This window comes from Niallia sp., from assembly GCF_031978665.1.
Taxonomy (GTDB): Bacteria; Bacillota; Bacilli; order Bacillales; family Cytobacillaceae; genus Niallia.
In genome coordinates this window covers 43698-65178 of the sequence record NZ_DALZDK010000008.1, presented here as the reverse complement: position 1 = coordinate 65178, position 21481 = coordinate 43698, and the positions used below count along the sequence as shown (strand labels likewise).

19 protein-coding genes and 2 riboswitches are annotated in these 21481 nt (G+C 34.7%); of the genes, 4 read left to right on the top strand and 15 right to left on the bottom strand.

From position 1 onward, the window contains the following. Positions 1 to 219 precede the first annotated feature (219 nt). From RTL21_RS06225 to RTL21_RS06215, 3 genes are all read left to right on the top strand, one after another. Positions 220 to 570 (top strand): hypothetical protein, encoded by a 351-nt coding sequence (locus RTL21_RS06225; RefSeq protein ID WP_312094428.1) that lies wholly within the window; start codon positions 220 to 222, stop codon positions 568 to 570. 218 nt (positions 571 to 788) lie between these two features. Continuing rightward, positions 789 to 972, top strand: a riboswitch (cobalamin riboswitch). A 233-nt stretch (positions 973 to 1205) separates the two neighbouring features. Next, positions 1206 to 3443 carry a ribonucleoside-diphosphate reductase subunit alpha gene (locus RTL21_RS06220; RefSeq protein ID WP_312094426.1) on the top strand — a complete coding sequence of 746 codons (2238 nt, stop codon included), beginning with the start codon at positions 1206 to 1208 and terminating at the stop codon, positions 3441 to 3443. A 29-nt stretch (positions 3444 to 3472) separates the two neighbouring features. Beyond that, positions 3473 to 4516, top strand: coding sequence for a ribonucleotide-diphosphate reductase subunit beta (locus tag RTL21_RS06215; RefSeq protein WP_312094424.1), 1044 nt, complete (start codon positions 3473 to 3475; stop codon positions 4514 to 4516). A 587-nt stretch (positions 4517 to 5103) separates the two neighbouring features. Here RTL21_RS06215 and RTL21_RS06210 read toward each other — a convergent pair. From RTL21_RS06210 to RTL21_RS06155, 12 genes are all read right to left on the bottom strand, one after another. Beyond that, positions 5104 to 5688, bottom strand: coding sequence for a GNAT family N-acetyltransferase (locus tag RTL21_RS06210; RefSeq protein WP_312094422.1), 585 nt, complete (start codon positions 5686 to 5688; stop codon positions 5104 to 5106). A 46-nt stretch (positions 5689 to 5734) separates the two neighbouring features. After that, positions 5735 to 6463, bottom strand: a complete 729-nt coding sequence (locus RTL21_RS06205) for an exonuclease domain-containing protein (RefSeq protein ID WP_312094420.1) — start codon at positions 6461 to 6463, stop codon at positions 5735 to 5737. Position 6464: 1 nt separating this feature from the next. Further along, complete coding sequence (locus RTL21_RS06200) at positions 6465 to 7448, bottom strand: DUF294 nucleotidyltransferase-like domain-containing protein (RefSeq protein ID WP_312094418.1); 984 nt, start codon at positions 7446 to 7448, stop codon at positions 6465 to 6467. Between the two features lie 354 nt (positions 7449 to 7802). Continuing rightward, complete coding sequence (locus tag RTL21_RS06195; RefSeq protein ID WP_312094416.1) at positions 7803 to 9077, bottom strand: ammonium transporter; 1275 nt, start codon at positions 9075 to 9077, stop codon at positions 7803 to 7805. A gap of 331 nt (positions 9078 to 9408) precedes the next feature. Continuing rightward, complete coding sequence (locus RTL21_RS06190; protein WP_312094414.1) at positions 9409 to 9531, bottom strand: YjcZ family sporulation protein; 123 nt, start codon at positions 9529 to 9531, stop codon at positions 9409 to 9411. Positions 9532 to 9724: 193 nt separating this feature from the next. Then, entirely contained in the window at positions 9725 to 10384 is a 660-nt protein-coding gene (gene thiE, locus RTL21_RS06185) for a thiamine phosphate synthase (protein WP_312094412.1), read from the bottom strand. 24 nt (positions 10385 to 10408) lie between these two features. Further along, positions 10409 to 11209, bottom strand: a complete 801-nt coding sequence (gene thiD / locus RTL21_RS06180; protein WP_312094410.1) for a bifunctional hydroxymethylpyrimidine kinase/phosphomethylpyrimidine kinase — start codon at positions 11207 to 11209, stop codon at positions 10409 to 10411. An 11-nt stretch (positions 11210 to 11220) separates the two neighbouring features. Further along, entirely contained in the window at positions 11221 to 12033 is an 813-nt protein-coding gene (gene thiM, locus RTL21_RS06175) for a hydroxyethylthiazole kinase (protein ID WP_312094539.1), read from the bottom strand. 183 nt (positions 12034 to 12216) lie between these two features. Beyond that, a riboswitch (TPP riboswitch) is annotated at positions 12217 to 12328 on the bottom strand. Positions 12329 to 12382: 54 nt separating this feature from the next. Beyond that, positions 12383 to 13159 carry a TIGR03943 family putative permease subunit gene (locus RTL21_RS06170; RefSeq protein ID WP_312094408.1) on the bottom strand — a complete coding sequence of 259 codons (777 nt, stop codon included), beginning with the start codon at positions 13157 to 13159 and terminating at the stop codon, positions 12383 to 12385. Between the two features lie 26 nt (positions 13160 to 13185). Beyond that, positions 13186 to 14193 (bottom strand): permease, encoded by a 1008-nt coding sequence (locus RTL21_RS06165; RefSeq protein WP_312094406.1) that lies wholly within the window; start codon positions 14191 to 14193, stop codon positions 13186 to 13188. A 122-nt stretch (positions 14194 to 14315) separates the two neighbouring features. After that, positions 14316 to 15239 (bottom strand): CobW family GTP-binding protein, encoded by a 924-nt coding sequence (locus RTL21_RS06160; protein ID WP_312094404.1) that lies wholly within the window; start codon positions 15237 to 15239, stop codon positions 14316 to 14318. A 66-nt stretch (positions 15240 to 15305) separates the two neighbouring features. Then, entirely contained in the window at positions 15306 to 17348 is a 2043-nt protein-coding gene (locus RTL21_RS06155) for a methyl-accepting chemotaxis protein (RefSeq protein ID WP_312094402.1), read from the bottom strand. 154 nt (positions 17349 to 17502) lie between these two features. Between RTL21_RS06155 and RTL21_RS06150 the strand changes: the two genes are divergently transcribed. Next, a complete protein-coding gene (locus tag RTL21_RS06150) occupies positions 17503 to 18054 on the top strand; it encodes a class I SAM-dependent methyltransferase (RefSeq protein WP_312094400.1) in 552 nt (183 codons plus the stop codon). A 67-nt stretch (positions 18055 to 18121) separates the two neighbouring features. On the opposite strand, the gene RTL21_RS06145 is transcribed toward RTL21_RS06150, so the two are convergent. The 3 genes from RTL21_RS06145 to RTL21_RS06135 form a co-directional block, all read right to left on the bottom strand. Then, complete coding sequence (locus RTL21_RS06145; RefSeq protein WP_312094399.1) at positions 18122 to 18301, bottom strand: H-type small acid-soluble spore protein; 180 nt, start codon at positions 18299 to 18301, stop codon at positions 18122 to 18124. A gap of 142 nt (positions 18302 to 18443) precedes the next feature. Next, positions 18444 to 20570: a class I SAM-dependent methyltransferase gene (locus tag RTL21_RS06140; RefSeq protein ID WP_312094397.1), complete on the bottom strand. Its 2127-nt coding sequence runs from the start codon at positions 20568 to 20570 to the stop codon at positions 18444 to 18446. Positions 20571 to 20830: 260 nt separating this feature from the next. Then, positions 20831 to 21247 (bottom strand): DUF1284 domain-containing protein, encoded by a 417-nt coding sequence (locus RTL21_RS06135; RefSeq protein WP_312094396.1) that lies wholly within the window; start codon positions 21245 to 21247, stop codon positions 20831 to 20833. Between the last annotated feature and the right edge of the window lie 234 nt (positions 21248 to 21481).

The following is a 21481-nucleotide window of genomic DNA, read 5'->3' as shown; positions in this document are numbered from 1 at the left end:
GTTTTTCAAGCATTTTCTTTCAAAAACAATCAAATAATATCATACTTTTGACGTTTTGTGAACGTTATTAGTATAATTGGAATTTTCTATTTTTTACCCCTCTCTATAATTACATGTATATTACCCGAAACACTCCATTTTATTTACTAATTCTTACTCGTTTATGGTATTCTTTTTTCTAGTGCCTAAAATATTTTACTTATGAAAAGGAATGTCTATATGAAAAAAATCCCTTATATCTATTTAGAATTTATTAAAATTCTATTTTCAGCAGTGCTCTTGTTTGCTATTTTTGGAACAGTTAACGACATCATCATCAAACTTATTACTGGTTACTCTTTTCCTAATGTTCAATTTTTAGAGGGTAAACAATCTCTTACAGGATTGTTTATTTTACAATACATAGGGTTTGCGCTGATTTATTTTGTAATCTATAAAAACAGCCTTTCCTTTATCAGCTTTAATAAAGGAAAACAGCGAAAAAAACTTCCACCGATATGGTCGAAATATTTAGTGCTATTCGGAACGGCTTTTATCCTATTATTTTATATCGTGCTTCTCTTTTCTTGATTTTTTTAATAGAAATTAATTGCGCAAAAATAGATTCTATGATACCATCTAATCAATATATAGTTAACCGAAATGAAAATTACACTATATATAGTTTTTTAAAAGCCTTATTATCCAATGTCTCTTTTATCGCTTCTCAGAAGCGACTTTTTTTTGAGAGACATTTGTGCTTATAGTAGCAAACGCAACTTCTTCACATAAACTAATTACAAAAAATTTAATATGCCACAAGTTTTGGTGTCCTTTTACGGACTTAATAGGGAATTCGGTGCGAAGCCGAAGCTGTTCCCGCAACTGTATGTGATACGAACTAAGAATACCACTGAGAAACCATTTCTCGGGAAGGTCTTAGTGTAGGATAATTCACTAGCCAGGAGACCTGCCAATCACTTGTGTTTCATTACTCCGGGACTTTGAGATGATGAAACGATGGTGTAAGCTTGCCCCTTTCACAAACGGGACACTTTTGCACAATCGTTTGATCCACTCAAAATGTTGAGTGGTTTTTTTATTGGCTTTTTCTACTATTTAATAGCTGAAATTCTAAATTTCGAAACTCTGATCTTTCAACTAGAAGTTCAATAGCGATTTAACATGCAGAAACAGCCTTTTAATAAATTTTTTGGAGGTATACGATGAAAACATTAGATAACGATACTCTGTTCCTATTTGATGAATTAGAAAAAGACTTTCAACACCTAGATTTCCAACCCCTTAAAAATCGTGCAAAACAATATGTAGAGAAGAAAAATGAGATTAAGGAAGAAGAGTTTGTTCATCAGCTTATCCTCGAATCCTTAAGCTATATGGATGAAAATTCCCCAGATTGGACCTATGTAGCAGCTCGGTTGCTTTTAAACGACCTATACAGACAAGCGAAGGAAAACCGAGACACAAATGATCAAAATGCATATACACATTTTGATCATTTAATAGATACTTTAACAAAAAAAGGAATCTATCATCCTTCTATCCAGGATACATATACAAAAGAAGATATCAATGAACTAGAAAAGGTTATTCAACAAAAAAACGATTATTTATTTACGTATATCGGTCTCCGTATGCTTTCTGATCGCTATCTTGCTAGAGATCACCAGAAACGAGTTTTCGAACTACCGCAAGAACGTTTTATGATTATTAGCATGCACCTAATGAAAAATGAACCAAAGACAAACAGATTACTATTAGTAAAGGAAGCATATTGGGCTCTCAGCAATTTATATATGACAGTGGCAACTCCTACTCTTTCTAATGCGGGAAAAAACTGGGGACAACTTTCAAGCTGTTTTATCGATACAATCGATGACTCTTTACAATCTATCTACGATAGTAATACAGATATTGCAAATCTATCGAAAAACGGTGGAGGAATTGGTGTTTATCTAGGAAAAATTAGAAGCCGTGGGAGTGCAATAAAAGGATTTAAAGGTGCATCTTCTGGTGTAATACCATGGATGAAGCAATTGAATAATACAGCAGTAAGTGTAGATCAGCTCGGGCAACGAAAAGGTGCCATAAGTGTCTATCTAGATGTATGGCATAAAGATATCTTCTCCTTCTTGGATAGTAAATTAAATAATGGAGATGAAAGATACCGCACACACGACCTTTTTACAGGAATCTGCATCCCTGATTTATTTATGGAAAAAGTGGAGAAACGAGAAGACTGGTATTTATTTGATCCTCATGAAGTCAGAACAGTAATGGGATTTAATTTAGAAGATTTTTTTGATGAGAAAATAGGAAATGGTTCATTCCGTATAAAATATGAGGAATGTGTTAAGCGCCCTGATTTATCAAAAGAAATTGTACCAGCCATCAACATCATGAAAAGCATCCTTCGCAGTCAGTTAGAAACAGGTACTCCTTTTATGTTTTATCGTGACGAAGTAAATCGCAAAAATCCAAATAACCATTTAGGAATGGTATATTGTACGAACCTTTGTACAGAGATTGTTCAGAACCAAAGTCCAACAATATTATCGGAACAAAAATATGAAGATGGCAGAATTATTATCGAAAAAATCCCTGGCGATTTTGTTGTCTGCAATCTATCTTCTATTAATCTAGCAAAATCAGTTACAGATCATGTATTAGAACGATTAATTCCTATTCAAGTAAGAATGCTCGATAATGTCATTGATTTAAATACTATCCCAGTCATTCAGGGACAAGTTACCAATCAGAAATATCGTGCCATTGGTCTTGGAACATTTGGATGGCATCATTTGCTCGCTTTAAAACAAATTAAATGGGAATCGGATGAGGCAGTATCATACGCGGATGCTTTATATGAAAAAATAAACTATCTAACGATTTCTGCAAGTGCTGCTTTAGCAAAGGAAAAAGGAGCTTATCCTGCATTTCAAGGCTCTGATTGGCAAACAGGTTCCTATTTTACAAAAAGAGGATATGTATCAACAGAAAGTGAATGGGATTGGGAAACATTAAAAAAGACCGTTCAAAAAAGTGGTTTACGCAACGGATATTTAATGGCAGTAGCTCCAAACGCTTCGACTGCTCTAATTGCCGGTAGTACACCAAGTATTGACCCAATATTTAAAAAAATGTATTCAGAAGAAAAAAAAGATTATAAAATTCCTGTTTCAGCACCAGATTTAAATACGAAAACGACTTGGTTTTATAAATCTGCTTATTTAATCGATCAACATTGGAGTATTAAACAAACAGCTAAAAGGCAAAAACATATTGATCAAGGAATCTCTTTTAATTTATATGTTCAAAACACAATTAAAGCAAAAGAATTACTAGATTTACATGTAGCAGCATGGAAAAACGGCTTAAAAACGACCTATTATCTAAGATCTACTTCATCCGAAGTGGAAGATTGTGATTCTTGCTCTAGCTGATTTTTAGTCTAATAAAGGGAGGATTTAAAGTGGAAAAAATCATAAAAAAACGACCAATAATGAATAAGCAGGCACCAAATAAATCAACTGCTATTATTAATGGTGAGTGTTCAAATATTTTAAACTGGGATGATGTTCGCTATCAATGGGCATTCCCGAAATACAAAAAAATGCTCGCGAATTTCTGGACTCCTTTTGAAATTAATATGAGCCAAGATATGAAGCAATTTCCTGAATTATCTGACACAGAACAGGATGCCTTTTTAAAGATTATTGGCTTATTAGCGTTATTAGACAGTATTCAAACAGACTATGCAGGCAAAGTAGCTGATTATCTAACAGATTCCAGTCTATCTGCTTTAATGATTATTTTAGCACAGCAGGAAGTTATTCATAATCATTCTTATTCCTATGTTTTATCTAGTTTGGTGCCAATGGAAAAGCAAGAGCAAGTATTTGAATTTTGGCGGACAGAACCTATTCTTGAAAAGAGAAATGAATTTGTTACAAATGGATATGCCTATTTCGCAGAAAATCCAACTCCACTTAACTTTTTAAAATCAATTGTGTACGACGTAGTCTTAGAAGGTTTGTTTTTCTACTCTGGATTTGCTTTTTTCTACCATCTGGCAAGAAACCAAAAAATGGTGGCAACTAGCACAATGATTAACTATATTAATCGAGATGAACAAATCCATGTTGATTTATTTGTGAAGGTTTTTAAAGAGGTCTTAAACCAATACCCGGAATATAACAACAAAGAACTAGTGTCTTTTGTGGGAGATACAATGAAAGAAGCAGCTCAATTGGAAATAGAGTGGGCAAGATATATCATTGGTAATAAAATTGATGGAATCCTCCTTCAAGATGTGGAAGATTATATAAAATTTTATGCAAATGTTAGAGCAAATCAGCTTGGATTTAATCGTCCGTTTGAGGGCTATCGAAAAAATCCATTACGCTGGATAAAAGCTTATGAAGAAGTAGATTTAGGGAAATCTGATTTCTTCGAACAAAAATCACGTCAGTACGTGAAAGTAAACCACGTAGATAACGGATTTGACGAACTATAATTAAATTTAATGAGGCTGGGACAAAACTAAATAGCCAAACTGTAAAGACGAACAATCTCATTTAGCTCTTAAATAAAGTATTCTAAGTTTTTAAATATAGTCAAGTCTAAAAACTAATTCGTTCCATTGCGCTACAAACACTCGATGCGTCGGGGAGGAAGCTGAGCCTCCCTCGGCTTTGCCTGTGGGGTCTCAGCCTTTCCTCTATTTCCCGCAGGAGTCGAGTGTTTTCCGCTCCATTCCACTTCGTTTTTAAAGGCAATTTCCTAAAAACTTATTTTTTGCCAAGAAAAAATAAATTAGTAAGAAAAATGGAGCAGCCTGAATACACGTAGACGCCACAGGGAGCTGCGAGAAAGTCCGAGACCCTGCAGGCCATAGGCCGAAGCGGCTCGGCGCTCGCCCCATGGAAAGCGAAGTGTATTTAGGCTGCGGATATTAACACCAACTTTACTGAAACAGTCTTTTATAAATCTGAACAATAGTATGCGATTACCTATAATTGTTCGGGTTTATTCATAACTGAAAAAATTATGTCCCAACCTCTTTAAATTTAATTTTCTTCTTTTTTATTGGATGGCTGTTTATTATCTATTTGTATGAGATAAATCCATTGAAGGATTTTGCTGCTTTTTTTCGAAATAATCATCTTTGGTCATACAATAATAGAAACTCGTAATTATTCGATTGTTAAAAAGCTTATAACGATCTGATTTCTGAAATTGATAGCGAAAGCCACATTTTTCATTGACTCGTTTCGACTTCGTATTAAAGTCAAAATGTCCACACCATATTAAATCCAAGTGCAATTGTTCAAACCCAAATACCAAGAGATGATTAACTGCTTCTGGCACAATCCCTCTTCCCCAATATTGCGGATTTAGAGCAAAACCTACTTCTCGCTGGGCTAAATGAGATAGTTTAACATTTGGTGTACGCTCATGAAAACCGATGCTGCCAATTACTTTGTTTTCCTCTTTCCATACGATCGCATAAGAATTTTTATTTTGTAAAAAATATCGGATTACTTCTTTACTTTCTTGTTCGCTTTTATGTGGTGGCCAACCTGCAAATGGACCAACCTCTTCCTTTTGTGCATATTCATACAAATCTTTATAATCCGATTCCTTCCAGCCTCTTAACAGCAGTCTTTCTGTCTCAAACATATCCATCAACCATTCACCGCCAATTTAATGTTAAAGTATTCTCATTCCTATTTTAGCGTAAAGCTAATCTTTCATAAATATCCTGTAAGGTACGACATCCTAATTGTTGTGCCCTTTCAAGATAATGACACCAGAGTATAGCAGTTAATTTAGCATCCCCTAGTGCATGGTGGCGATTAATTACTGGAATTTCACTAAATTCACACCATTCCTCCAAGGTCAATATCCTTTGTTTGGGTTCGACAATTTTAAATAAAAAGGAAGTATCAACAATTCGATGCTTAAAAGGTGTTTTAAAACTTTTCCAGCATGCTGATTGCATAAAGCTTTTCTCATGGGAGGAATGATGGGCAACAAGAGTATCTTCGTTAATAAATTCAAAATATTGTACAAGTACATCAGATAAAGACGGGGCATCTTGTAAATCTGTGGTTTGAATCCCTGTTAAACGGCTTATTTCAGCAGGGATTTCAACCCCTGCATTCACTAATGTATAGAATTGCTCCTCTAAAATTTGACACCCTTGTACCTTAACTGCACCAATCGAAATAATTTGATCTCCTTTATCAGGTAAAAAGCCCGTTGTTTCTATGTCAAAAACAACCGCTTTTAAACTATTCAATGGCAATCTGGAGGCAACTTCCACTTTTAAATCCTTCTGAAGCTGGCGCATAAAAGCGATTTGCTGTGAATTACTTCCGCTCGAGGTAGCGTGCAATACACTCGAATTGACTTTTCCATATAAATCTCTCATGTATTGTAGAAATGATTCGACTCCCATGTTAACACCCTTTTTCAATTATCCTTTGTACTTGATGATATAATTTGATGCCATCACGCATTAATCCTTTTATTTCTTGTCTCTGTTCCTTCGTTAATTGACTGATATTCAAATAGTGAACATCTTCATATGTTTTTGCTTCTTTAAATAAGATAATCCGATAATCTAATATTCTATTAAAAGAATGTTCATAAGGTTTTAACCATTCGTCATATCTCTTGCTCTCTCTTAAAGCATGCATTCTCTCTTTTGTAGATGATTGTTGCATTCTTTCTTTAATAGTAAGTAGCCTGATCGAATTCACATATGGCAAATACATAGTATGCTTTATGTGAATTGAGCCTTTATAGCTTCCAGTTCTTTCAACAAAAAATTGGCCAAATATTCCGACCCCTTTTTTTATACGCATAACATTATTCATAAACCTGTTTAATAGAGATGGATGCAAAGCACAATACTGATGGATATAGTTTCTCAATTCCTGGACGTATGCTTGGTCTCCAAAAATTTGTCTGCTATCATAAAAGATTTGTAGAAATCTAATCGATTCCCAATTTTCCTTTTCCATCCATTGATGCAATTGTTGCTTCCATTCATCTAAGGATTTACACCATACAGAGTTACTGCTCATAACATTTCCTTCACAGTATGGATACCCTATCTCATTTAGGGCATCGCTTAAAAATATTCCGAATTTTATGAAATACCGGTTGTAAGTCAGATTGTTTCTTTCGTAGATAATTCCATGATCTTGATCACTAAAAATACCTTGTTCCTTTCTGCCTGCACTACCGGTTACAAACCATACAAACGGGCACGGCGGATCACCGTAGGTTTTCGTATATTCAGTAAGAACGAATTGGAACAAGCGCTTAAATATTTCATCATGAAAATTATTTAATTCATCACTATTATACTTATTTGTTTTTAAAAAATATTCCTTTTCCATTTTCAACTCTTTTAGTTCTATATTTTCAGAGCACATCCATGCACTTCCTTCGAAAATAAATATTTATATTTATTTTATGTTTATCATATCATTTTATATTTCCCTAGATTCTTTTTAAATAAAATATTGTTTTTATCATAACCTGAAGACATTTCAATGATAAAGGAGGTGGATTGGAGTGCGCAGCTATTAGCTGCAAACCATCTCGTTAATCCTTGCAATGTCTTTACTTTTCAGACTGCAAGTATCTCTAGATCACTTATTACTCCTAAAGTAACAATCTCTTCGAAAACAATCTTGAAAAAAGATAAAAGTCTCACTTTTCAGCGAGACTCCTATCTTCATTAGTCAAATAGCCTATTATTTTTAGAAAGGGCTATTAACAAATTATTATAAGCTTTCCGTTTCTTCTTTTGATAAGAAAGCTTCTGGATAACCATATGAACCATGTTCACTAATATCTAAGCCCATGATTTCTTCCTCTTCTGTTACACGAAGACCACTAACTTTCTTAATAACAAATAGAATGACATAGCTTACTGCAAAAGCGAAAACTCCACAAGTTACTACTCCAAGTGCTTGAACTCCCAATTGTCCAAAACCACCACCATCGAAAAGACCAGCTTTACCAATACCAGTGTACTCAGCTAACTCTGCTGTAGCAAATAAACCATTCGATAAAGTACCCCAAACCCCTGCTGTACCGTGAACAGATAAGGCAAAGATTGGATCGTCAATTTTTCTGCTTTCAAAGAAACGTACACTATAAAATACAAGTACTCCAGCAATTAAACCGATAACAACTGCTGCCCAAGGCTCAACGAAAGCACAAGATGCTGTAATCGCAACAAGACCAGCTAATGCACCATTTAGCATTGTTGTAATATCTGACTTTCCTAATACAATCCACGAAATTAGTAATGCCGAAACTGCACCAGCAGCTGCTGCTAAGTTTGTATTTAAAGCTACATATCCGAAGAAACCATCTGCAACGGAAACTGTACTACCTGCGTTAAATCCAAACCAGCCTACCCAAAGAATTAATACGCTAAGCGCCGTATAAACTTGGTTATGTCCAAAGATTGGATTAGCAGATCCATCTGCATTATACTTACCTATACGTGGTTTTAAAAGCATTGTTGCTGCTAGTGCTGCCGCCGCACCAGTTAAGTGAACAACAGTTGAGCCCGCAAAGTCTTGTTTGCCATGCTCTGCTAACCAGCCACTGCCCCAAATCCAATGTGCAATGATTGGATAAACCAGTATACCGAATAATACGGAGAAAATCAGATAAACAGATAGTTTCGCGCGCTCTGCAAAACCACCAAGAGCGATTGTTAAGGAAATCCCCGCAAACGCTAGCTGGAAGACAAAGAAAACCGTTGTTTGTAATCCAGCGTCTTCCACTTGAGCTCCTCCATAGAAAAAGTCACTCATTCCAACAAAGAAATTTGCATTATCTCCAAAAATGAATCCATACCCTACAGCCCAGAATACTAATGAGGCAATTCCAAATGTAAAGATTGTTTTACCAGCAATATGCCCCGCATTCTTCATTCTTGTGGAACCAGCTTCTAATAATATAAATCCACCAAGCATAAAAATAACTAAAATTGCAGCAACCATCGTCCACAAGCTGTTCATCAAAAACTCTAAATTTTCCATTAAGATTCCTTCCCCCTTTATGTATATAAACTTACCATCAAGTGTCACATAATCTAACACTCTAATAACTTTATTTTACCTATATTAAATTTTCTGTCAATAAGATTTTTAAATTTAATTTTCTCAAAAGTTAAAATATTATAATTAATTCTATTTTATTCTTATTTTTTTGTTTTTCTGCTATATTTTTATGTATTTTTTGTTGAATTTTTGTAATCGCTATCATTCCTCATAATAAATAAGAACAAATTTTAATAATATAACAATTAACTAAACCGCTTCTCTTAAAAATGTAAAAAAAGCTGACACAAAGTCAGCTTTTCCTATTATATTAGCAAATAAAAGTTGCACCAACGATAATTAACAAAATAAATAATACAACGATTAGCGCGAATCCTCCACCATAACCAGCACCAGCGCCGTATCCATAACCATATCCACCATAACCGTACATATATACATCTCCCTTTCTCATTTTTGTAGTATATTAACCATTTCATTATCTGGTTAACGAGGAAGGAGCCTTTATATTTTTCTTAATTAGCTCCTCTTACAAAATTATTGTATGCTGAGATGTATATTTGGGTTGGGTGAATGTCTATTTTCCGCAAAAAACCTACATTCTTAAGCAAGCTCCAACTTAAAAATTATGCTTGACCAAGAACCACTTTCTTCAATCGCTTAGTTTGCTCATAAGGATTTTCTGCCATACTAATTTCTGAGATGATCGCTACTCCATCTGCGCCCGCTTGAATGACAGGAAATGCGTTATCACTATTAATCCCGCCAATTCCTACAATTGGTATCAAAAGATTCTGCTCTTTAATTTTTTGGATAAGGGTCGTGCCTTGTACTGCTTTCGCATCTTTTTTTGTGCTTGTTGGATAGATAGGACCAATACCGATATAGTCAGCACCTACCTCAATCGCAGCATTAACTTCTTCTATAGAATGAGCAGATACGCCTAATAATTTATTCCCAATCAAATTTCGAACCTTTTTTGCATTTTCATCCTCTTGGCCAATATGTACTCCATCAGCATCCAACGCTATCGCAAGTTCGATATCATCGTTTACTAGAAATGGAACATCGTATTGTTTGCAAAGTTCCTGCATCCTTTTTGCAAGTTGAAATTTCGCTTCTCCTTCTAATGCTCCAGTCCCCTTTTCTCTAAATTGAAAAACCGAAATACCACCTTTTAAGGCTTTTTCTAGAACGTACTCAGGAGCTAAGTTGCTATTATTGCTTCCCATAATAAAATATACTTTTAGCAGTTCTTTGATTCTTTCTATTGTATATGTTGACATAAATCCTCCAGATAGCTTTTTTGTCTACTTTTTGCTTTCTTGATATGCCCAATGATTGGTTGGCCCATGGCCGCTACCTATATGAAGATCCATTTTAATAGCATGGTGAATAAAATCCTTTCCTAATTGAAAAGCATCATCAATGGAAGCACCTTTTGCCAGAGCAGCTGTTATCACAGCAGAAAAAGTGCATCCTGTTCCATGCGTGTTTTTAGTAGGAATTCTTTCAGCCAACAAACTAGAATAGCTGCTACCATCATAAAGTAAATCAACGGACTCCTCTTCTTCCCCATGGCCACCTTTAATAATGACATAAGAAACGCCCATCGCACTTAAAATCTTAGCTGCTTCTTTTCTTTCCTCCATATTTCGGATAGTCATTCCGGTTAATACCTCTGCTTCTGGTATATTCGGTGTTAATACAGTTGCAAGTGGAAGAAGCTTTTTTTTCATGGATTCTGTTGCTTCTTGTTGAAGTAAATTTGCTCCTCCTTTTGCAATCATCACCGGATCTACCACTATATTTCTCCACTTATATCGCTCTATGTTATGTGCAACTAATTCAATAATCTCACTGTTAAAAAGCATGCCTGTTTTTAGAGCATCTGGCTCTAAATCAACTGCGATGCATTCTAATTGTTTTTCAATTGCTTCAAGTGTCAAAGGGTATACCCCTTCTACACCGAGTGTATTTTGTGCAGTTACCGCTGTAATGGCACTCATCCCATATACCTTTAACTCTTGAAAGGTTTTTAAATCTGCCTGTATTCCAGCTCCACCACCACTATCTGATCCTGCTATTGTTAATGCTTTTGCTTTGGGCATTAAAGCGCCTCCTATTCTATTACTACTTTCATTACTCTCTTAATATCATCTTCACTAATTTTCGCTAGTTGATTTAATAATTCAATTTGAAAACTTCCTGGCCCATCTTCTTTCGTTTTTTCAAAAGCAAATTCAGCCGCAATACCATATGTAACTAAGCCTGCTGTAGAAGCGAGTAGAATATCTTTTTCTACAGCAATAAACGCTCCAAGAATAGAAGAAAGCAAACAGCCTGTCCCAGTAACTTTTGTTAACATCTCATGTCCATTATTAATAACAGATAATTTCCCATTACAGGACACAATATCTTGCTCCCCCGTAATGATAACCGGCACCTGAAGCAGTTTTGAAGCTTCTGCGGCGATGGCGCGATTATTATGTACACTAATGGAGTCTACACCTCTCATCTCGGCTTTTATCCCTGCAACATTCGCTACCTCTGCTGCATTTCCTCGAAGTATCGTCACCTTTACTTCCTTCATAATACGATGAACAGATTCTGTACGATAACGAGTTGCACCTACACCAACTGGGTCTAAAATGACAGGTTTATTTGCATCATTTGCAGCCTTTCCAGCAATAATCATGCTCTCCACATTTTCAGCTGTTAACGTTCCGATGTTAAGAACAAGTGCATCCGCTACTGTTGCCATCTCTGCAACTTCTTCCTTTGCATATGCCATTACCGGTGAAGCACCTAATGCTAGTAATCCATTTGCTGTAAAATTTGTAACTACTACATTCGTAATATTATGGATAAGCGGTACTTGTTCTCGTACTTTTGTTAATACATTGGGAATCATCAATTCATATCTTTCGTTCATCACTTTTGCTCCTATCCTTCCTGTATCCTTATGGACCTCGTTAACTCCATTTCCAAGTTCTTGCAATTTGTTCACAATAAAAAAACCATAACAGACCGAAACATCAGCACGCGATAAATAATGGGCACGTGTACCGTTACAGTAATTATGGCAAAATAAAAACACTACGCCTAAACAAAGTGTTCTTCATTTCATACACCTCCCTACGCTGGCATTATCCAACAGGTTCATCCGGTCAATGGCGATAATAGCCATACTCTCAGCCTGCTTCAAACAAGCTCCCGATACATATTCAATTCATTTCATTTAAATTTTAGCGAAAAAATGCGAATAATGCAAGAATACAAGGCTAATAGTCTAAAGCATATAAATAGTCTTGCTCTGGCGCAGCCGCTTTTTCTGCCTGTTCGAGTTTAATAATTGGCATTGTTTGTCCTTCAAATTCTTTCTTCTCTATTCTTCCTTTTATCGAATACCACTGATCACTTTGTAAACTACTTAAGTCTCCATCCATCATATAACCGTATATTCCAAGATCAGCTATACAGTGGGTCATGACATATCTAGCAATGACTGCCTCTTTATCCGTAAATGAATCCTCTCGATGAATGAATCCGGTTATTGCTATTTCCTTTCCGATCATATTGTCTAAGTTGGTATTTATCATATCCATCATTTGTAAATAATTATTATCATCTATCACAATCGCATTTTCCTCATCAGTAGCTATAGAGCTCGCTTGACTAGCAGAAGACGTTTGTCCATGTTCATACTGAACATTCGGAAGAATACTTTTGTTAAATGTCATATCTTGTAAGGTGAAAAATAAAAATAACGGACTAAAAAATAATAAATAAGACAGGGTTAGCTTCATGAAAGATGTATTTTCATCACACACATCACAATCACAATCGGCTCCTTTTAAATTACTGTTAAGTAATCGGAAAAAACCAAGGAAAAATAACAAAATCATTGTTACATATAAAAACGGCACCATTTTCGGAGCAACAAGTCGCGTCACTTCTCCTGTCACCAATAATTTAAATATAAGGAGACTGAAGCCAATTAACACAATCCCTTGTAGTTCATTGGCCAATTGCCATGTTGGACTCCATTTGATTTTCACCGATTTCCCTCCTTATAATGAGTAATTTAGAACAAAAAGAACCCTGATAGTAAAGACAATACATAAACAACAATCGTAACAATCAGAATAAACAATAAGACAAACTTTATTCGAAAAGACGCTAGCATGACAAATGTGTTTTTAAAATCGAGGATTGGTCCAAACACTAAAAATCCGATGATAGCTTCTGGGCTAAACATTTTTAAAAAGGATGCTGCAACAAAAGCGTCTGCTTCTGAACATAAGGATAACACATATGCTAGTCCCATCATAACAGCAGTGCCTTCAATTGATGACTCACCTGCTTGCATAATATAGCTATCCTGTAAATATACTTGCGCAACACTTGCAAATACTGCTCCAATAATAAAGTATTTACCAATTGTAAAAAATTCATGGCAAGTATGATGCAAAATTCCTTTCCATTTTGAATCACCTTTATTGACATTGATAGGAGCTGTTGTCATTAAATCCTCTCGATGCGTTTTTAATACCTTTTGCTTAGAAAAAAGTATATAAATGATGATGCTCACAATAATGCTTGCCAATACACAAATAATAAAACGACCATAAGCAATGGATAAATTATTTTGAAAAGCATAATACGTGCTTCCAAAAACAATAAAGTTTAAAATAGGCGCACCCATTAATAAAACGACACCAATATGAACAGAAATACCTTTTTGAATAAGCCTGCGTACCACTGGGATAATCGCACACTCGCACACAGGGGTAATTAATGCTGCAATCAATGCAACACCAATAGCTGCATATGGATTTTTAGGAATAATTCTTGCGATTGCTTCTTCAGAAATATAGAGATTGATAACAGATGAGGCAATTGCTCCTAATAATAAAAACGGTAGCGCTTCAAGGAAAATACCGAGAAATAAAATAAAAATCGTTTTTATCTGATCTGGCAAGACAAAATTCATCTCATTTGCAGCGTATATATCCCCGAAAAAAAATAAATACATTAAAGCCATAAACAAACCAAATATAAAGATATCCTTTAAACGTGTTGGGATGGACATAACATGCTCCTTTTCTTACATCGTTCTATGATCACTTAATTCATGTCTATGCCTGTCCTATACTTTCTATGCATAAAAAGGGTATATCTTCATGGAATATTCCATAAGATACACCCTTTTTATTAAATGGTTACTTCTTTTGGCAATTGTTCTCCAATTAAAATAATTTCACCTTTTCTATTTGGAAGATACTCGGATACCTTTTGCCACTCCAATAATCCAGAAGCATATTGAAAGTGATACCATGATTGATCTTCACTGTTTTTTATGGTTCCTTTTGCACGAAGCAATTTATCCTGATTACTTTTTAAGAAATCTCTTAATTCTCTTTTCGTCAGTGGAGTTGTTTGCACTAATTTCATTGCTTTAATATGATGGTGGTGATGGTGAGTTTGTCTAATAATGGATAAATCCTTATTCATCCTGCTTTGTTGTTTTTCTAAATACTCTGTTATTCCATTTCCATATTTACTATATAATAACGGAGCATCAGCATTTATTTTTCTAATTCTCTTTTCCACTTTTTCCAAAGATTGCTCACTCGAAAGTTGATCGATTTTATTTAATACAAGTACTGTTCCATTTTCAATTTGTTCCTTCTGCAACTGGCGGACTTCTTTACTACTCGAAAAAACACTCGTATATTCTGTAAAATGCAAACTATCAATCAAGCAAATACTTTCAGCAACATGAAATACGTCTCTATAAGTCTTCTCATTAAACGTCTCCATTATTTCAGAAGGATTCGCTACACCTGTTCCTTCTAATAAAACGACATCAATATTTTCTTTATGTAATGTCTCGGAAAGCCCATCAAGGGTAGTTCTTAAATCTTCTTTAATGGAACAGCATACACAACCATTTAAAAGTTCATAGAGGGATTCATCTTTAAATAAATGCTTTTCGATATTCGTTTCGCCAAGTTCATTTAGGATAATCGCATATTTTTTCTTTTTCTCCTTAAAATACTCCATACATTTTAAGAGTGTTGTTGTTTTGCCACTGCCAAGGAAACCGTTTATTAAATAAACATTAATTTTTTTCATAGAAAAAACCTCCTGCATTTAAAGCCTATCGCTACTTTATGCAAGAGAATATTTTAATATGACAGATTAATAGGTAAATTCATGAAGATTCTTTCTAAGCTGGTCGGCCATATCCGCTAAGTTCTTTGCCGAACCAGAAATTTCTTCCATAGCTGCTAATTGTTCTTCTGTTAACGATACGACTTCCTCCGAGGATGTGGAATTGTCATATGCAATTTTTGCAAGTTCAGCAGCGGTTACGCTTACCTCTTTAAGCGTTGCAGCCATTTCATTTGAAGTTGTGGTAACATTTTCAATATACGGTGTCATTTCTTGCATACTATGTACGATTTCTTGAAACTTTGTATTTGATTCATCTGTTACTTTTAATCCAGCTTGAACAGCCTGTGATACTTCCGCCATTCGAATTACAGTGTTTGCAGTCGTTCCCTGTACACCATTAATTAATTGAGAGATATTACTTGCGAATTCACCCGACTGCTCAGCAAGCTTCCGAACTTCATTGGCCACAACCGCAAAACCTTTCCCTTTTTCTCCAGCTCTTGCTGCTTCTATCGCTGCATTCAAAGCTAACAGATTGGTTTGTTCTGAGATTGTCGTAATACTTTCCGTAATTTTTCCGATATGCTTTGATTGTTCTTCTAATTCTTTGATCATTTTATTTGATTCTGCTACAGTATCGCTTATTACATTCATTTGTTGCAGTGTTGCCTGGATGTAATTCCCGCCTGCATTCGCTTTATCTAATGTTCCAGTAGAAAGGTCAGAAACCTTCTTACTAAAATCAACAATTTTATTCGTGCCATCCAAAACAGATTTTATATCATCAGCATTAGTATTCGAGCCATTTGTTTGTATTTCTGCGCCGCTTGCAACTTGCTGTATAGTATTTGCTACATGCTCCGATGCAATCGTTACTTCATTAGCATTTGCAGTTAGCTGTTCTGCACTTGCTGCGACATTCTCCGAACTAAGTTCGATGTTTTGGATAAGATTTTGTAAATTATTCTGCATGTCATGAAACGCAGTTGCTAATTCGCCAACTTCGTCTTTTGTCGTGATATTTATTGCTTTCGTTAAATCTCCATTACTTACTGTTATGGCTTGATCTTTTAATTTTTTAATTGGTTTGATAATGGATGAGACGATAATCATCATCATTATTCCGCCTAAAATCAAGGAAGCCGTTAATATTGCTGTAATCGTATACAAAAGACCTTTAGAATGATTCACTATTTCTGATTTTTCCATCGTTCCCGCTAACTTCCATCCAGTAATCTTATTTGTTTGATAAACCATTTTTCTACTAACTTTATCTACTGTATAATCCAGGGTCCCGACTTGCTCTTTATATAGGATTTCATAAAAGGATTCTTTTACAATATCTCCTTGATTTTCTTCAGGATGAACGATAAAACGTTTTTTCTGGTCAAGAAGAATAACATAGCCCTCTTTTCCAAATGTGATGTCCCTTGCTAATTCTCCTAAGTAATCTAAATTCATCGTAACTGCCATTACACCTGCATTATCAGCAATTGTCTTTCCTATTGTGATAACCATCTTTTGAGAAATCGGCGATAAATACGGATCCATAATAACCGCTTCACCAGCTTGATTAACCGCCGCTTTATACCAATCTCTTAGTCTGGGATCCATCTGATCATCCAATTCCTCTGTGGACTGCTGAAAAAGTTTCCCATCATTTGTAGCAATATAGATGCTCGAAACTTCAGGATGAACTTTACTATATTGTTCAATAGTAGTCTGAATTATAGATGGTTCTTTGTCGATTGTTTCTTTCGTGATAGTATCTGTCAATGCAGAAACATCGTAAACTTTTTGTGACATCAAATTGGTTATTGTTGTATCTAACATGTTTAAATTAGTGCTCGCATTGCTTATAAAATCCTTTTCCATTTGCTTATTCGCATATAAAAAAGAAAATCCTCCAATTAAGATGCTTGGAATTAATAGCATAGCTAAAAAGGAAAATACGAGCTTCTTTTTTAGTGGAATTCCAAAATGTTTTCGTACGCAAAATTTTTTTATTTTAATCGCCCCTCTCTCTGTATACGCATACATAATTACAAGAAAAAATAGGTAATCCATCTTCTGCTCCCTTATTTTACAATAGATAAGAGGATGTTCCTATGCCAAAAGTCATATATTTCATTTGTTACTCGTTAACAGTTTTTTATTGCATAAATACAAAGCCTATATTACAGTATAATTAGAATTTTCATAAAATTGTTTGGGGGATATTATGGCTGAACAGTCTATTAAGTTAGTTATAGGAGCTGGGGAGTATAGAAATAATCCAGGATGGATCCATACACAGGAAGAAGAGTTAAACTTATTAGAGGCATCTACCTGGCAACGTTTTGAAAAATCTTCGATTACGGCGATTTTAGCAGAACATGTTTGGGAGCACTTAACCTTTGAACAAGGTGTTCAAGCAGCCTCTCTTTGTTATCGTTACTTAAAGCCTTCTGGATATGTTCGTTGCGCAGTTCCAGATGGATTCTTTCCAGACGAATCGTATCAGCATATCGTGCAAATTGGAGGACCTGGACCTAAGAACCATCCCGCTTCAAGTCATAAAATTGTTCATACCTATTACACATTACGAAAAATGTTTGAGCTTGCAGGATTTGAGGTTAATGTATTGGAATATTTTGATGAAAATGGCATTTTTCACGAAAATGAATGGAAAAAAGAAGATGGTGTTATTTTCCGGTCAAAGAAGTTGGATCCAAGAAATCAAGGAGAAAAAATAGTGTTTCCATCTCTCATTATGGATGCAGTGAAAAGATAGCAATACAAGCAACTAGAATAAAAAGAACCACTATAAAATTAGTGGTTTTCTTTGAATATTACATTAATTAGACTTCTTTTAAACTCGCTATGTCTACTTCCGTTTGTTCTTCAATTCCACCTACAAGATGAACAATTGCAGTCGCATCTTCTTCTTTCAGATCATCAATCCATACAGACACTCCGTTATATTGTACTTCTATTTCAGCTGATGATGATAGTATTTGCTTTACTCTGTTAATGTCCATAGTATCACCTACTTTCTTTAAAGAACCTTTTTACATTCATATGTAATTGGGAAGATAGCGGTTCCTTTTATTAATTTAAGCACTTTTTCATTATGTGATAATCATTGTATTTCTATTCTTTTAATTATAAATTTGCAATTAATTAATTTGTCGAGAAGACGATGCTTTCATGATTTCTATCATCCATTTTCTCAATAACAATGAAACAAGTACTGTCAGGAAGGCTTACTGCATTCTTCTCAATATCCGTCACTCTCACATATGGTAAAAGGTGGTCCTCATAGCCATCTTGCAAGTAATGATGAAACAAAAGGATTTTCCCCTTATCCCCTATCACATCCTGAATAACCTCTTTATATTCACTGGGGGTAAAATAACCGAATTGCTCTTGTACTTCATGAGGGTAAGCCTCCTCTCCCCATGTATATGTGTATAGGAATTCCATTGCATCATTAATAGGTAGCTGAATGGTATGTTCATTTAGTTGTTCATACACAATGGTCCTACCTTTAAAATCCTGTACATATCTTTTAAAAAAATCCAGGCCACCGGATTGCTTAAATTCTAATTGTCTTAGCTTCTCTTTTGGCTCTGTCATAATGCCATCTCTAATAATGATTCTGCCACCTGGCTTAAGAACATCAAATGCACTTTTTAGACTGTGTGTAATAACTTCTGGATTAAATTTCTTGCCATTATACGGAATATAAGAGTACATTTCATGAAGAATAGAAGAGAAAATAATTGTATCCATACTATTAAGCTCAAATGTTTCCTTTAATTGGAGAGCATCTGCTTGTTTCACAAACCAAGATTTCTTTTCTCTTATTTTTCTTTTTTCTAAAGCTTCGATAACATTTATCGCCAGATCAATTCCAATAACTTTTGCATTTGGATGTTTTTCAGATAATATATCTAACATCACCCCACCGCCTGCACCTATATCCAGCATATTATTTCCAACTGCATAGTCCGCGATCAGCTTTTTGTGATTTTGGGCATTGTTCATGTCTGTAAGATAATTCTGTTCGTTTTGCATCCGATCAAACCCATCTTTTCGAAAACCGAAAAAATCATATAAGAGAATAATAGCCCGCTCATAAAGAGGAGATTTTTCCGCTTCTTGGCAAAACTCAATTAGTTTTTCGCCAGCCTTCGAATAAACAAATGATACATAAATATTTTCGTTTAAAGAATCCAGGGGAATAATTGTAAATTCCACATGAATATTTTCGCTTCGTTTGCCTGCTATTAAGTCTTCTACTTTTTGTTCTTTTAAATATGCTTCAATAATCCTCTTTTTATATAAATTAATGGTTTTTTGGCCTTTATAATCATAATAAATGTCTTTCATAAACGGTTCAAAACTAATTTGTTTCAATGAAAAAGGATTTGCTTTTTGATAAATAAGTAAAAAGATTTTCAAAAATTCTTCAAAGGAAAAATCATGAAGTGCCGACTCCACATACCACATATCGCTATTATTAAAAAATGCTTGAAAAAGTCTGTTAAGTTTTTGATTTGAGAATAATTGGTTATATGCTTGATCAAAGTTTTCTCCATTTTTAAGGGCAGAATTTCTTAATCTCTTTATTCTTTCCTTTAAGGATAACTCTACCGCTCTATTCCCTTCCATAGCGGAACGAATGACAAATTTAACCTCTTCCTGAACCTCACTCCATATTTGTGGAGAAACCGCTTCGATAATACAGTGATTTAACACATACAAAAGATTAAACATTTCAATTGAATTTACTTTATTGTATTTATACATATAGGCAATCAAAGGCTCTAATTGACCATAGCGAACCTCTCCTCGAATAAATTGTCCTATAAGTCCATGCGTATAGATGAGCGTATAAACGAGCTCTTCTTCCGCTAAATTTCTTTCATTTATTGCAACCTTCATTTTTTCCTCTGCATAAATTTGTGCAGACCCGATATTATGTATTCCTAACTGAAAGCCTCGCTCCTTCCAGCCTCTTCTTTTAGAGGGTGAGCCACATTTAGCCACATCACTCCAAATAAGCACTTCTTCGATAATTTGTTTATCACTCTCATTAATTATCGTACTGTTTTCTAAGATCACTAACGCTCTTTCTATATAGCTCAAGACTGGATGACTCTCTAATCTTTCTAGAGAATCGACTTGTTCTAGGTTAACATTCTTTTCCTTTGTAATAAAAAGATATTGTAGCCATTTTTGCTTTCGAAGTACTACTTTATCACCTTGTTTTACTTTTCGAATAGAGTGTAAAGAATCAAGCATGGAAACTCCTCCTATTCCCTTCCGTTAAAACGATTTTTTTAATCGTATCATAAGACAAGAATGATTGACTTAAATCTATAGGAAAAAACTCTAAGCGAAAATCCATTTGGTTTTATAGACTGTATATAGTATGAATTAATGAACACCAGTTTTTTCTTTGCTTCTCTTACTTTTAGCTTTCATCACGCGCAAACTCCATTACTATTCAACTTAGATTATATGTTTTTTTATACAAAGCAGGAGAAAGAACGTTAGCTAAGTTACTTCACTTTCCTTAAGCCTTTCCCTTGATGGATATCATGTATTCCTTCCTCGCAAACCCCGTAAGAACGCCATGAACATGTTTCGCACATATAGGATATATCAGAGGGGTTTACATAATTTCGGATAGATTCTTCAATCTCTTTCCATTGAACCTTTTGTCCTTCATGGAGCGCTAGCTTCTCCAATATTAATTCATCTCTCTTATAAATATGTATATCTTGGCAATGATATTTTCCTGAATTAGGATATTTCTTACATAAATGATCAGGACCATCTACTAGATGAATTATTGTGTCTGGTTTCGTTCTTAAAATGTGATGTAGGTGTGTCATATTTTCTATATATTCAGCCGAATATCCCATTCCTCTATAACCTAGAAGACATAGTAAGTGATGACCACGTAATTTATACATAAGTATCGCCCCTTAATTACTTTATTCAAATTATATGTTAACACAACCATAATATAAGTTAACATATAAAACTGATAAACCAACTGAACAAGAAATCTAATTTTATGAATCTTTTTTTAATTAAATTGATAAATCAATTGGATGCGTAAAATTCTTTACTAAATATAAAAAAGAAGCTATACCTCATAGCTTCCCCTCTTTTTCGTTGATTCTTTTTTTAAACCGTTCTTCTTT